The organism is Hydrogenovibrio thermophilus (assembly GCF_004028275.1).
Taxonomy (GTDB): Bacteria; Pseudomonadota; Gammaproteobacteria; order Thiomicrospirales; family Thiomicrospiraceae; genus Hydrogenovibrio; species Hydrogenovibrio thermophilus.
In genome coordinates this window covers 155,092-167,742 of the sequence record NZ_CP035033.1, presented here as the reverse complement: position 1 = coordinate 167,742, position 12,651 = coordinate 155,092, and the positions used below count along the sequence as shown (strand labels likewise).

The following is a 12,651-nucleotide window of genomic DNA, read 5'->3' as shown; positions in this document are numbered from 1 at the left end:
TTCTGTTTTTTAACTATAATGAAATCAAAGAGTTACTTTATCGAACACCCTTAATGGATTTAAGGAGGTCATTATGAACAACGTCAACCCCGCACTCGCCTCGGCGACTCAAGCGCTTTATACGCAGTCGAACGGCTTGACGGACGTTTTGGCGAAAGAGCCGAAAGTGACTGATAAAACCACGGCCGAAACATCTTCCGCCAATAACACGACGGTGACTTTGTCGGATCAATCGAAAGCACAAGCCGTCGATTACCGTGATTTGGTGAAAAGCCAGACGGTGAACGATATGCAATCGGTCGAAGACGCGCCAATCGACGCGAACCAAGCCACTAACAACTTGAGTTCCGCATCCGACTTACAATTGCGCGCCAACTACATGGCCTCACAAGACGAGATTCCGGTTTAACCGAAATCAAACCGAAAACCGCCAGGCCTGGCGGTTTTTCATAGTGGACACACTTCCTTCAAGAGTCCTTCATACTCCTTCAAGCTTATCGAATTGACCAACTCCATTGAAACCAATACACTGAACTCAAGCTTAATGAAAAGGACGACGTTAAGTTGGTTTTACCCTTAAAACCTCAAAATTAATTGTGATTCAAAATGGTCTCCTCAGCTTTTTGAATCCGCTCCTCAGATAGAACGAAGCGCGATATTGACCCTATCGCGCTTTTTTTTGTCTAAAATAAACCCTCACCTCCCTTTTCAACGAGGCATTGCTTATGAAAACGGTTAACGGAAAACCTTATCGTCACGGGCACGGCACCGATGAACAACATCGCCAAGACCAAGCCCTCTTCTCAAAACTCTTGGAACACCACCAAGCCTTATCCCGCGAAACCGAACGGCTGGAAAACGGCATTATTGCCCGCACCACCAGCGATGACCCGGAACTGGCGAAAGTATTACAGGCGCATGTTCAAGGCATGGAAAAACGCTTTGGCATGGGGCGCGCCATCCGCTCCTGGGATCCGCTGTTCGCGGCCTTATTCGAATATAAAGATCAGATCCGAATGGAATATCGCGCGATTGAAAACGGTGTGGAAGCGAAACTGACCGCCGACGACCCAAAATTAATCGAGCTGATTCACAGCCACGATCTTACCTTGCACGGTTTTGTTGACGAAGGGTTTGAAGCCGGCAAACGGGAAAGTCCCAAACCGGACTGGTTGAAATAAACGCTTGAAAGGCGCGTCATCGTCCCTATTAAATGAGAAATTAACCTTATCGAGCGCGCTTAAGCGAACTTTTTTAGAGGAACCCAACGATGATTATCATGTGCCCACACTGCGGCGGACTTAACCGCATTCCAGACGAAAAACTCTCTGAATCGCCCAATTGCGGAAAATGCAAACAACCCGTCTTCACTGGCCAACCGGTGGAAATGACCGGCCAGCAATTCCTGCGCGCTTTGCAAAAAACCGACCAACCGTTGGTGGTCGATTTCTGGGCGCCCTGGTGCGGCCCGTGCAAAATGTTCGCACCCACCTTTTCTCAGGCTGCGGCCCAATTGGAACCCCATGCCCGCTTGGTGAAAATCAATACCGAAAATGAACAACAGGTGGCCGCTCAGTTCAATATTCGTTCCATCCCGACCTTGGCCATTTTTGAAAATGGCCAGGAAGTCACCCGCCAATCCGGTGCGATGGATTTGGGAAGTTTTGTGAATTGGGTCAAAAGTGCTCTATAATCGGGTCACTTCTTCCAACGGCAAGGAAAGACTATGGAAATCGGTTCCAAAGAACACAAACAACTGTTAATGAAAGGCATTTTGAAAATCGCCTTGAAAACCATTTTTCTGGGCTGGGTACTCGGCGTTCTGCTGATGGTGCCCAGTTTTATCCGTGAAAACACCTTTTCCATCGGTCTATCTTATGCCGGACAAACCATTATCTGGATCGCGCTGATTTACGCCTTAGCGATTGCTTATAAAAAATACCGCCAGACCTTCGGCGCCCTCAAAAACGGCGCAAACGACTGAACGATACTTTAAACAGCGGTAACGACTTGGCCCAGTCCAGGGCCGCCAACTTCACCGCCGGATGGCGTTCTGAATACAACTGTTCGTTCAATCTGTCCACCAGCGTCCGCGCCTGTGCATTGTCACCGTACTCGGATTCAAACACTTGCAACCAGCTTCCCAGGCTCGGTTGCCGCGAACCGGAAACGTCTTTTGATATAACCGGAACCGGCCAGGCCTGGCCATTTTGTCGATGACTCAGCTGGCGACGCGACCAAGCATCCACAGATTGCCAAACCTGAAGCACACTATCGGCTTGCTTCAAACCGGCCAGCAAACGCCACTTCAAAAACGCTTCCCGCAGCCCCAACCAAATCACTCTTAAGCTCACAAGGGCCAAGAGCGCCAATAAGAATTGCCCGAACACGATCACCGCGCCCGGCAAGGCCACCATCGACTGCGCCGGGAAAACCACATCCTCCAAACGACCGCTTTGCGGATTGAAATAGGTCACACGCAACGCCGGCAAACGCACCCAGCCGTATTCCAAAATCCGAAATGGCTGGTCGATTTCCGCCCGGCTCATCAAACCGGACTCGGTCACCGCCTGAGTCCGCTCCACCGTCGGCATCAACCATTCAAACCCGTCGGTATCGGTCAATTGCGAGGCCAGATTCGGCAATTGCTCGTCGGTGACATTCTGACCGTTCAAGTGCCAAACCCAGTGGTACAAATCCCCTGTCACCACCCAAAATGGGTTGAAATCGGCGCTTAACGAGACCTGACCAACCGGCAACACAGCCGGTAAATAGGAGGGCATCGGCCTTACTTGAACCGCTTGTGGCGGCGCAAAGAACAATTCATGACGATATGCCGATGAATCCACTCGCACCCCCGGTGACGGCAAGGAATAGGCGCCCGGTTTCAGAAAACGCACCGCGGAAATTAAACGCACATGGTTTTCAAACAAGGTGTGGTCGGCCTTCGGCTCCGCCGTCCCCAGCCATTGATACACCTGATTCGGGTCATTCTCCGTCGCTAAAACACGGATCGGAATATTCTCCCCTTTGGCCGAAACATCGGCGCGCCAATACAGCACTTCGTCCGGATAGGCCTGTTTTTGTGGTGCCTGCCAAGTAACGGAAACTTCCGGGTTTTCCTGCACATGAATGGTGATGGGTTTCACGTGGAGCCCGCCATGATGCATGGCCGGTAATTGAAACACCCCGGCTTCATATGGGTAGAGTCGAAGGCGTAAGCGGCTGGAGCCCCCTTCAATATCATGAATGACAAAATGTTGTTTCAACACGCTTAAATCAAGCTGTTCGAAATCGTTTTCTACCTGCTCGCCACTGATAATCCAGGTCACCGGATTCCCAAGCACCACTTCTTCGGGGTACATACGGCTGTCCGCCAACACCAGGCCTGGTAAAAATAACCCGAACCCGATGAGAACCCCAAAACGCCGCCAAAGGTTTACCATGGTTTCACCCCCGGCAATGGATGCGGTTCGTCCTGCGAGGCCTGGAAGCCTTCCTCTCGCTCAAACAGGTTTTTCAATAATAACGACTGATTATCGTCCACTTTCTGCATATCGTGCTCAAATTGTTCAATACGGCGCACCCGCTGTTGCTGGTCCAAAATCGCATTGGCGGTGTCGTTCAATTGCATTTGAGACCCTGACTCCAATGAAAAATCCGTGCCTTCCGGCTGATCCGGCAAAATGAATTCCCGACCATCCTTTTCGCCTTCCGGCGCGTCACCGGACGCCCCTTCGCCCACTTCATCCGGGTTCGGGCGCTGTCCGCCGTAAAACGCGCCATCGGCATCGCGGCTGGTGGTGCCTTCGCCCTGACCGTCGCCTTGTTCTTCATTTTGTTGCTGGCCACTTTGCCGTTGTCGTTGACGCTTTGCCAAGGCTAAATTATGTTTGGCTTTATCGTAATCCGACTGATACACCAACGCCTGTTCATAGGCTTCAATCGCCTGTGGCAATAGACCGGCCTGATAATAACTGTTCCCCAAATTGAACAAGGCTTGAGCCCGTTCGGAATCGGTTAACCCCAACACCGCGGCGTCACGAAAATACGCCACCGAAGATTCGAAGTCTTTATTGCGGTAAGCAGCCGCACCGGCGCCGAACAGGCCTTGATACGTCGATAATTCGTTATAAGTTTCCTGAGCCGTATCGTAATCCTGTGATTGAAACGCCTCATACGCCTTTTGAGCGGTGCCCACCTGAGTGTCCGCCCACACCGGCTTCGGTTGAAGCCCGCTCATCAAAGCGACGCCAACCACCGCCAGCCCAACCGTTAGGTTGGCTTTCGAGCTGCTTTTTGCTGAAAAGCGTTGATCGACAAAACGTCGTTTGACCGGGAAAAAACTCCACAATAACGCGAAAAACGCCGCCCAAAGAAAGCCTTCCGCATGATCCTGCCACACCGGCTGAGAGGCTTGGAAAGTACGTTTTTCCGCCTGTTGTGCCACCAAATTCAACAGTTGTTCCAAAAAATCACCGGAACGGTTCGCCGTCACATAATCCCCGCCCAACTGCGCTGCCAGTTTGCTCAATTCCGCGCTTTCCAGCTGGGAACGCACCTGACGACCATGCACATACACGGTGCCACTGGGGTGATTCATTGACGGTATCGGGCTGGGGGTTTCACGTCCGACACCAACCAACACCACCTGGGTTTGACTTTCCTTGACCGAAGCCACCGCCGCTTTCAATCGCTCGGAAACCGCTTCCAGCGACTCCGGAGCCGGCTGACCATTGGTAAACATCAACAGCACCTTGGCGGGGCCGGCTGTCTGTTGGAGGTGTTCCAAACCAAACGCCACGGCAGCTTCTTCATCGGAACCGCGCGTCGGCAAAATGCCGGGACGCACCAAGTTCAGATAATGCTCGAACAAGGCTCGGTCAAATGACAAAGGCGCCACCAAATGCGGCCGACCGGCAAACACCATCAGTCCCAAACGGTCATCCGGTTCCAAACGATTGGCCAACGACTCCACCAAGGCACGGGCTTGCAAGAAACGGTTCGGCGCCACATCTTGAACCAGCATGGAACGCGAAGTGTCCAACGCCACCAGAATATCGACACCGGCGCGCGTCGATTCCTGTGGCGACGGCACCAAGGTGCGCGGCCCCGCCAAGGCGATAATCAAACACATCCACGCCAACGACAGCAACCATTTCGGTTGGAATAACCCAGCTACAAATCGCCACAGGCCGCGCACAAAACGCCCAGGCCTGGCCAGTTTGCGTCTTTGTGTGGTCTGTTCCACCTGTGCCGCTTCGGCCAATAACGCCTCCGGCGTGACCTTCACCCAAGGCAGTAAATGGCTTTCGGCGTATTGCGCGGTTTGGCGGCGTCGCAACCAAGTCGAAACCAGTCCCCACACCAATGGCGCCAATAAAAACCACAGCGTCGTCGCGTCGCGCCACTCCCATTGCAACCAGGCATCCATCACGCGGCCTCCTGCTGCAAACGTCCGGCCAGCAACTGCACCGAGGCAAAATACACAATAAACAGCGCCAACGCCAAGGCGACGAAATACGGATACAGGGCGATTTCACGAAATTTCGGACGCGGCACGTCAATGCTCACGCCTTCGGTCTGGTCAATCGCCTGCAACACCTGTTGTAAATCGGCGCCGCTGCCCACTTGATGATAACGCCCGCCGGTTTCCGCCGCGATTTGTTTCAAAGACCCGGATTCCAGCGGTTCATACAACAACCCGCGGAATTCGCGCTGGTCGGCGTCGTCGGAGCGCGAACCGATACCGACCGTGTAAATCGGCACGTTCAAACCTTGCGCATAATTAATCGCTTCCGAAATCGGGATGGCGCTGTCGCGGGTCGAACCGTCGGAGATCAAGACGATGACCCGGTTTTCCGTGGTGTCGGTGCCCTGCTCGACCTGTTGCAACGCCAAGCCCAAAGCCGCACCGGTACCCTCATCGGTACGGCCCGCCAGATAAGGTTCCAATCGTTTCAACATCAAACGCGCCGTCGTGCCGTCGGACGTCAACGGCATCAAGGTAAAGGCCTCATCGGCATACAAAATAAAGCCAAAGCGATTCCCGGCCAAACCGGAAATAAACCGATCCAGCACATTTCGAATCACCTCAATTCGGCTTTTCGATTCACCGCCGAGCTGATAATCCTCCAACACCATACTGACCGAGGTTTCCACCACGAACACGATGTCGCGCACGGTTTTGGTTTGCGGTTCCGGTGGTAACGGCACTTTCTTGACCGGCTGCGCCAGCGCCGTCACCAACGCTAAAAAAATCAATACCCGCAAACCATTCAACAGCCAACGCAAGCTTTTATGGGAACGCGGTTTGGCCGCATCGTACCCGAGCCGGTCAATCAACGAATGGCGGAACAATAACGACTGCGCGATCACCGTCTGATCCCAATCGGAACGCGCTGGCCGCCAGACATGCCATGCCCATAGCAAACCGACCGGAATCAACGCGGCAAACGCCCACGGCATTTGAAAGGTCACTTCGTGCCAGGATTTCAAAGCATCAATCAAGGCTTCCCAAGTCATTTGTGATTGCCTCGCAGGGTTTGTTCGGCGTTTGCGCGCCCAAGGCCTAACCGCTTCAGACCGGTGCGCACAATCGTCGGCAAGGCGCGTACAGCGTCGCCCATTGAAGGCGCTGCGGCTTTCAATTCCGCTTGAAAGGTTTGAATCAAAGAAGACAAGGTTTCACGTGAAACGGTTTTCGGCCCGAAGCAGGCCTGATCGATTGCCTGCTTGAGCGGCGCTTCGGCGTCAGAAGTCAATAAATCATGGCGTTTGGCGGTTTGCAGCGCTTGATACAACTGCACTGCGCCATGTTCAGAAGATGATTTCGCAAGCGCACGCTTGAGACGCTCCAAACGCCAATACAACTGAGCCCGGCGCCAAACAAACCAGACCATCGTGCCCAACAACAGCACAACCAACACAGCCAGCAAGCCCCAGCCCAACATCAACAAACCGCCTAGCCAGTCAATCCCCGGCGGCATGGGCACTTCAATGTCGATTAAGGTGTTTTCCGCCATTTGCATCGCTTGGGTATCAGCCATATTGTTCTCCCAACGCTTCCGTCAAATGCGCCAGTGAATCGACTGTCGATAACGACACCGCCGAAATGCCCAGGCCTGCCAGCCGGTGTATTTTTTCGTCAAAATAATGTTGCGCCCATTGCTGATAACTGTGGTGCTGGCGTTCCGACAAATGGTCCAATTCAAACCCGCCGTTCAGCGACTGCAGTTTCAAACCGGGCAGTTTTGGCAGATTCCGCTCCACCGGATCTTCCAACAACACCGCCTGCACCATCACTTTTTCACTGAGCGCGGCCAACACCCGCAGACTGGCGTCGTCCAGATCGGCAAAATCGCTCAAAATCACCAACCGCGAGCCGGACTGCAACCGACTCAAACACGCCAACAGTTCATCCGACAATCGTGATTCGGTGACGTTTCGCAATGGCGGACAAGGCACCGAGACAAATTCCATAAACCGTTCGAAAGTACCGCGCCCTTCGAAAATCGGCGACGTACGCGCACCTTCCGCCAGGGCGACCCCTTCCAACGGACGGGCATTTTGTTCCGCCAACCAGGCGAATAAACCGGCCGCCCTGGCCGCTTGCACCACCTTCAATCGTGATTGCGTGCCGAAACGCATCGACTGGCGCTGATCGACAATCACCGTCCAACTTTCCTGACGTTCTTCCTGAAACAATTTGGTATAAGCCTGACCAGTCCGTGCCATTAAACGCCAGTTGAGATGACGGACATCATCGCCGGGTTGATACGCGCGACTTTCTTCGTACTCCATGCCCGAACCCAGATAACGACTGGTTTGTTCGCCCTGTTTGCGGGCATCACTGGCTTTCGGATTGACGCCGATTTTGTCGCCCAATTGCGCCACCTCATCGGCTAAGGCATGAATGGCGCGCGCCGACAGAATCGGGTCGGTCAGACGAGCGGTTTCGGGCACGCCGGCTCCCGGCTTCAAGCCGGGAAACCAGTTGGCAAAGGCCGATTGCATCCAACGAAGCACAGACGTCCCCTTAACCCGGCTGCGCTTCCGTTGCAACCGGGACCGGCACCAATTCGATAATGCGCTCGATAACAGCGTCTTCGGTCCACTGCTGCGCGCGACCGGCAAAACTGACTCGAATACGGTGGCGTAATACATCCGGCAACAAGGCAATGGCATCGTCCGGCGTCACAAAATCGCGCTGTTCCAACCAGGCTTTGGCGCTGGCAGCGTGCAACAACGATAAGGTCGCGCGCGGCGAAGCGCCGATTTCCAATACCTCGGCCATGTCCGCGTCCCATTGCGCCAAACGACGTGTGGCGCCGACCAGCGCCACCATGTATTTTTCCACCGCTTCGGAGACATATTGTTCGGCAATTTGATGGCGCGCCGCCATGACTTTTTCCGGCGTTAAGAACGCCGACAATTTCTCTTTGTCCTCACCGAAATGATGGGCGCGATCACGGCGCAGAATTTCCAATTCTTCCACTTCATCCGGGTAATCCAATACCACGTGCAGCATGAAGCGGTCGAGCTGGGCTTCCGGCAACGGATAAGTCCCGCTTTGTTCCAACGGGTTCTGCGTGGCCATCACAATGAACAGCTCCGGCAATTCACGCGTCAGTCCACCGGCGGTGACTTGTTTCTCCGCCATGGCTTCCAGCAAAGCGGACTGCACTTTCGGCGGCGCACGGTTGATTTCGTCCGCCAGCAGAATTTCATTGAATACCGGGCCTTTTACAAAGGTCAGTTGCCCGGTATTCGGATCAAGGATATCGGAGCCCATGACATCGCCCGGCATTAAATCCGGGGTAAACTGGATACGTTGAAAAGAGGCTTTCACCGCATCCGCCAAGGTTTTCACTGCCGTGGTTTTCGCCAGGCCTGGCGGCCCTTCCAACAACAAGTGACCGCCGGTGAGCATGGCAATCATCATCCTGTCCAGCAAATCCTCCTGCCCGACGATGACTTTTTGCAAATGCGTTTTCAGAACAGTGAAGTCGGCCTGAGAGGTCGTGGCGGTTGCAGTCATAATGATTCCTTTGCTCCGTGAGGTTGCGGACGTCCCAATGCGAAACCCATCAGAAAATCCTTATTTGATGTTCAGTATAAAAGAAAACCGCCATGGGCATTCTTTCATCTCCCCAAAAGCGGTTTGAAAAAATTTATCGGCGAATTAACCCCGTTTTTCACTCGCAGTGGTTGGCGGGTCCTTGTCATCCGAATAATGCACTTTCAGTGCGACCCAAATGCCCGACAGCCCCATCGACACCGCAACCAACCAAAAAGGCGTTTGTAAATCCTGCGAAATTTGCGCCGCCAAGCCCATTGCCAAAGCACCGAAAGCGTAACCGGAATCGCGCCAAAAACGGTAAATGCCGATGACACTGGCACGGTGGGCCACCGGCGCAAAATCCCCGGCGGCCGCGCCCAGATTCGGATACAACATGGCCATGCCCAGCCCGACCAGCCCCGCTTCCAAGCTCCACCAGACCACACCCTGCGACAACGGAATCGCCAAAACGCCCGCGCCACATAACCACATGCCCCAGACAATCAAGCCCTTGCGGCCAATCTTATCCGACAAAGGCCCGGTCACCAATTGACCGCCGCCCCAGACCAGGCCGTACACCGCGATAATCGCTCCGGCTTCCACCAAGGTCAGCCCTTGCGCCAGAAAATACACCGGCAGGAAAATCCACACCAACGCATCGGTAAATTTTTCCACCAAGCCGGCCTGATTGATGGCGACCAAAGCGGTATTGTCTCGGCTGGCCAAACGAAACAATTGTTTGAACGAGCGACTGTCCGGCTCGGCATCCGGGCTTTCCACCAAGGCCTGATGACGTGCCGCCCAAGGCAGGGTTTCCACAATCGTCCACTCCGCCAAAACCAATCCCAACAAAATCACCGCCAGACTGAAAATGAACAGCCCTTCGCGCGCGCCGAACCAGTCCACGAAATACGCCGTCATCACGCCCGCCAGCCCGACCGCAACATAGCCGGAAAATTCATTCACGCCGTTGACCAGTCCTTTTTGCGACGGCTTGGCCAAATCCAGTTTACTGTTGAGCGCCATCGACCAGGCTAACCCCTGGTTAAAGCCGAGCAAAACGGTCGCCGCAATCACCCAGCCCCAACTGTTGGCGTACAACAGCAAAAAAGGCACCGGCAGCGCGACCAACCAGCCCCAGACCAAGACCGATTTTCGACCGTACTGTTCGCTCAAACGCCCGGCGAATAAATTCATGACCGCTTTGATGATGCCGAACACCACCACAAACGACGTCAGCAGAAAAAATGCCTGATCGGCCAGCCCAAACTCGGTTTCCGCCAGGCCTGGCACCACCACGCGAATCATGCCGATGGTCAGCCCCACCATAAAGATTTGCAACAGATGCAAACCAAACTGGTGGCGATTCACGAAAATGCCGTGTTCAATGTCTGTTCGGTTGGGTGAATGGCGCGGTTCCATAAGAGGCGACCTATTGTTAATCAACGGATAGTCGCCGTATTATATCGAGTCGCTCCTTAACATTCAATTAATCAATTGAATGTTAAATTAAAGCCTTTACAGCCGAACCCTGTCTTGGATAAGATACGCTGTGTCACTTGGAAAAATATGACAAGAATTGTGAAAACGGCTCTAAGTATCTTAAACTGAACCGAACAAGCCTTTTTAACCATCGGAGACAAACCGTGTCGACCGTTAAAAAACAACTTTTCGAACAACTCGCACTCATCGGACGCAGCCTTTCCTCGCCGCAGCGCATCGAGCTGATGGATTATTTGGCGCAGGCGGAACGCAGTGTCGAAGAACTCAGTCAATTGACCGGGCTCAGCCTGGCCAACACCTCTCGACACCTTCAGCAACTGAAACAAGCCGGGTTGGTCGCGGTTCGCAAACAAGGCAAAAACCGCTTGTACCAACTGGCCGGTTCGGATGTGGTGCAACTGGTTCATCATCTCCGTCAAACCGCCGAAACCCATCTGGCGGAAGTGGATCGTTTGATGGACGCCATCATGCCCGGTAAAAGCCAAACGCCGGTCATTTCCAGCCAAGCGCTGGCCGAACAACTCGATCAGGAAAAGGTGCTGATTCTGGATGTCCGCCCCGCCAAGGAATTCCAGCAAGGGCACATTAAAGGCGCCATCAACGTCTTGCCGGAAAACATCGACACCACCCTGGCGAAACTGCCGGAAGCGGACGAAACCGACACCATCGTCGCCTATTGCCGCGGGCCTTATTGTGTTTACTCTTATCAGATGGTGGAACAGTTGCAGGCCGCCGGTCGCCTGGCCTGGCGACTTTCGGAAGGGTTCCCGGAATGGAAAGCGGCCGGGCTGCCGTACGAAAGCTGCGAAGTCGAATAAACCCGCTTCCCGGCATCACCATATCAGCCGCTTCTAAAATCATAATTAATCCACATTTCAGCGTTTGAATCACATTAAACTTTAATCCGAAAAATCAACTGAGACCTTTACACAGGTGGGACGCGAGAGAAAAATGAGGAAAAATTTTTCGTATCAAGGCGGAAGACGCCGCTAATAGCGAGCTATTAGCCAGTTTTTCAACGAAGATACGGACAAATTTTAACCATTTTTATCCGTGTATCCATCCTGTGTGAAGGCCTCAATAATAAGAGGATACCTCCCATGAACACAATGACTCGCTTCAACCGACTGCCACTTATGCTGGTCGCCTTGCTGTTGTCGGTATTCACCTTGACCGCGCAAGCGGCCGAGAGCAAAGAAATCAAACAGAAATACAACAGCTTGACCGTCAACGCCAACTTGCTGATGGCGGACGGCAAAAGCTATCAGGACGGTATGGTTCTACTGACCCACGGCACGCTGACGCATGCCGGGCGCAGCACCTACGCCAATCTTCAACAACTGTTGGCCGACCGCGGCATCAGCTCTCTGGCCATTAACTTGAGTTTGGGCCTTGACGACCGTCACGGTGAATACGATTGTAAAACCCCGCACCGTCATCGCCATGAAGACGCTGTCGGTGAAATCGGTTTCTGGTTGAACTGGCTGAAAAAACAAGGCGCGAGCGACATCACCTTGATGGGCCACTCACGCGGCGGCAACCAAACCGCCTGGTTCAGTGTTGAACAGGATGACCCAGCCGTCAAACGCGTTGTGCTGATTGCCCCGGCCACTTGGAACTATGATGCCGAAAAAGCCGACTACAAGAAAAAATACGGTCAATCCATCGAGCCGATTCTGGCCAAAGCCGAGAAGCTGGTGGCCGAAGGTAAAGGCGATACGCTGATCAAAAACATCAACTTCATTTACTGTAAAGACACGTCCGCAACGGCCAATGCCGTGGTCAGTTACTACAAAAACGAGCCGCGCATGGACACACCGACCTTGTTGAAAGACGCCAAGAAACCGACGCTGGTCGTTATCGGTTCCGCCGACACGGTGGTCACCGACCTGGAAGAGAAAATGAACGGTGTTGAAAGCGAACAAGTCACCGTAACCGTTGTAGACGGAGCCGGACACTTCTTCCGCGACTTCTTCGCCGAAGACCTGGCCGATAACGCCGCCGAATTCATCAAAGGCGAATAATCGACTTCCCCCTTGAAACGTTAAGAAACCTTGATGTTTCCCCTGTGGCCGGTTTATCCGGCC

Annotated in this window: 13 protein-coding genes; 6 read left to right on the top strand and 7 right to left on the bottom strand. The window is 53.6% G+C overall.

The genetic code is table 11. The annotated features are described in order from the left end of the window. Positions 1-73: 73 nt before the first annotated feature. The 4 genes from EPV75_RS00735 (at position 74) to EPV75_RS00720 (ending at position 1,984) form a co-directional block, all read left to right on the top strand. Positions 74-409 (top strand): hypothetical protein, encoded by a 336-nt coding sequence (locus EPV75_RS00735; RefSeq protein WP_127118922.1) that lies wholly within the window; start codon positions 74-76, stop codon positions 407-409. A gap of 316 nt (positions 410-725) precedes the next feature. Then, complete coding sequence (locus EPV75_RS00730; protein WP_128384141.1) at positions 726-1,181, top strand: hypothetical protein; 456 nt, start codon at positions 726-728, stop codon at positions 1,179-1,181. A gap of 89 nt (positions 1,182-1,270) precedes the next feature. Next, complete coding sequence (trxC, locus tag EPV75_RS00725) at positions 1,271-1,693, top strand: thioredoxin TrxC (RefSeq protein ID WP_128384140.1); 423 nt, start codon at positions 1,271-1,273, stop codon at positions 1,691-1,693. 33 nt (positions 1,694-1,726) lie between these two features. Continuing rightward, a complete protein-coding gene (locus EPV75_RS00720) occupies positions 1,727-1,984 on the top strand; it encodes a hypothetical protein (RefSeq protein WP_029939361.1) in 258 nt (85 codons plus the stop codon). On the opposite strand, the gene EPV75_RS00715 is transcribed toward EPV75_RS00720, so the two are convergent. The 7 genes from EPV75_RS00715 to EPV75_RS00685 form a co-directional block, all read right to left on the bottom strand. Then, positions 1,962-3,446 carry a BatD family protein gene (locus EPV75_RS00715; protein WP_128384139.1) on the bottom strand — a complete coding sequence of 495 codons (1,485 nt, stop codon included), beginning with the start codon at positions 3,444-3,446 and terminating at the stop codon, positions 1,962-1,964. The two genes, EPV75_RS00720 and EPV75_RS00715, sit on opposite strands and share 23 nt — an antisense overlap. Beyond that, positions 3,440-5,434 (bottom strand): vWA domain-containing protein, encoded by a 1,995-nt coding sequence (locus tag EPV75_RS00710; protein WP_029939359.1) that lies wholly within the window; start codon positions 5,432-5,434, stop codon positions 3,440-3,442. The genes EPV75_RS00715 and EPV75_RS00710 overlap by 7 nt, the downstream gene beginning before the upstream one ends. Beyond that, entirely contained in the window at positions 5,434-6,525 is a 1,092-nt protein-coding gene (locus EPV75_RS00705; RefSeq protein ID WP_128384137.1) for a vWA domain-containing protein, read from the bottom strand. The genes EPV75_RS00710 and EPV75_RS00705 overlap by 1 nt, the downstream gene beginning before the upstream one ends. Beyond that, positions 6,522-7,049: a hypothetical protein gene (locus tag EPV75_RS00700; protein ID WP_128384136.1), complete on the bottom strand. Its 528-nt coding sequence runs from the start codon at positions 7,047-7,049 to the stop codon at positions 6,522-6,524. Before EPV75_RS00700 ends, EPV75_RS00705 begins: the two co-directional genes overlap by 4 nt. Next, complete coding sequence (locus EPV75_RS00695; RefSeq protein WP_225972348.1) at positions 7,042-8,028, bottom strand: DUF58 domain-containing protein; 987 nt, start codon at positions 8,026-8,028, stop codon at positions 7,042-7,044. The genes EPV75_RS00700 and EPV75_RS00695 overlap by 8 nt, the downstream gene beginning before the upstream one ends. 10 nt (positions 8,029-8,038) lie before the next feature. Further along, positions 8,039-9,040: an AAA family ATPase gene (locus EPV75_RS00690; protein ID WP_029939355.1), complete on the bottom strand. Its 1,002-nt coding sequence runs from the start codon at positions 9,038-9,040 to the stop codon at positions 8,039-8,041. A 144-nt stretch (positions 9,041-9,184) separates the two neighbouring features. After that, on the bottom strand, positions 9,185-10,483 hold the full coding sequence (locus EPV75_RS00685; RefSeq protein WP_128384135.1) for an MFS transporter: 1,299 nt from the start codon (positions 10,481-10,483) through the stop codon (positions 9,185-9,187). Positions 10,484-10,707: 224 nt separating this feature from the next. Here EPV75_RS00685 and EPV75_RS00680 point away from each other — a divergent pair, with 224 nt between their 5' ends. Both EPV75_RS00680 and EPV75_RS00675 read left to right on the top strand, forming a co-directional pair. After that, the gene (locus EPV75_RS00680; protein ID WP_029939353.1) at positions 10,708-11,382 is read left to right on the top strand and encodes an ArsR/SmtB family transcription factor; all 675 of its coding nucleotides are present in this window, start codon (positions 10,708-10,710) and stop codon (positions 11,380-11,382) included. Positions 11,383-11,664: 282 nt separating this feature from the next. Then, positions 11,665-12,588 carry an alpha/beta hydrolase gene (locus EPV75_RS00675; protein WP_128384134.1) on the top strand — a complete coding sequence of 308 codons (924 nt, stop codon included), beginning with the start codon at positions 11,665-11,667 and terminating at the stop codon, positions 12,586-12,588. Positions 12,589-12,651 lie beyond the last annotated feature (63 nt).

Coding starts and splice junctions, on each gene's coding strand:
- EPV75_RS00675 (WP_128384134.1), top strand. CDS start 11,665: ATGAACACAATGACTCGCTTCAACCGACTGCCACTTATGCTGGTCGCC.
- EPV75_RS00710 (WP_029939359.1), bottom strand. CDS start 5,434: ATGGATGCCTGGTTGCAATGGGAGTGGCGCGACGCGACGACGCTGTGG.
- EPV75_RS00685 (WP_128384135.1), bottom strand. CDS start 10,483: ATGGAACCGCGCCATTCACCCAACCGAACAGACATTGAACACGGCATT.
- EPV75_RS00720 (WP_029939361.1), top strand. CDS start 1,727: ATGGAAATCGGTTCCAAAGAACACAAACAACTGTTAATGAAAGGCATT.
- EPV75_RS00700 (WP_128384136.1), bottom strand. CDS start 7,049: ATGGCTGATACCCAAGCGATGCAAATGGCGGAAAACACCTTAATCGAC.
- EPV75_RS00715 (WP_128384139.1), bottom strand. CDS start 3,446: ATGGTAAACCTTTGGCGGCGTTTTGGGGTTCTCATCGGGTTCGGGTTA.
- trxC (WP_128384140.1), top strand. CDS start 1,271: ATGATTATCATGTGCCCACACTGCGGCGGACTTAACCGCATTCCAGAC.
- EPV75_RS00705 (WP_128384137.1), bottom strand. CDS start 6,525: ATGACTTGGGAAGCCTTGATTGATGCTTTGAAATCCTGGCACGAAGTG.
- EPV75_RS00730 (WP_128384141.1), top strand. CDS start 726: ATGAAAACGGTTAACGGAAAACCTTATCGTCACGGGCACGGCACCGAT.
- EPV75_RS00690 (WP_029939355.1), bottom strand. CDS start 9,040: ATGACTGCAACCGCCACGACCTCTCAGGCCGACTTCACTGTTCTGAAA.
- EPV75_RS00735 (WP_127118922.1), top strand. CDS start 74: ATGAACAACGTCAACCCCGCACTCGCCTCGGCGACTCAAGCGCTTTAT.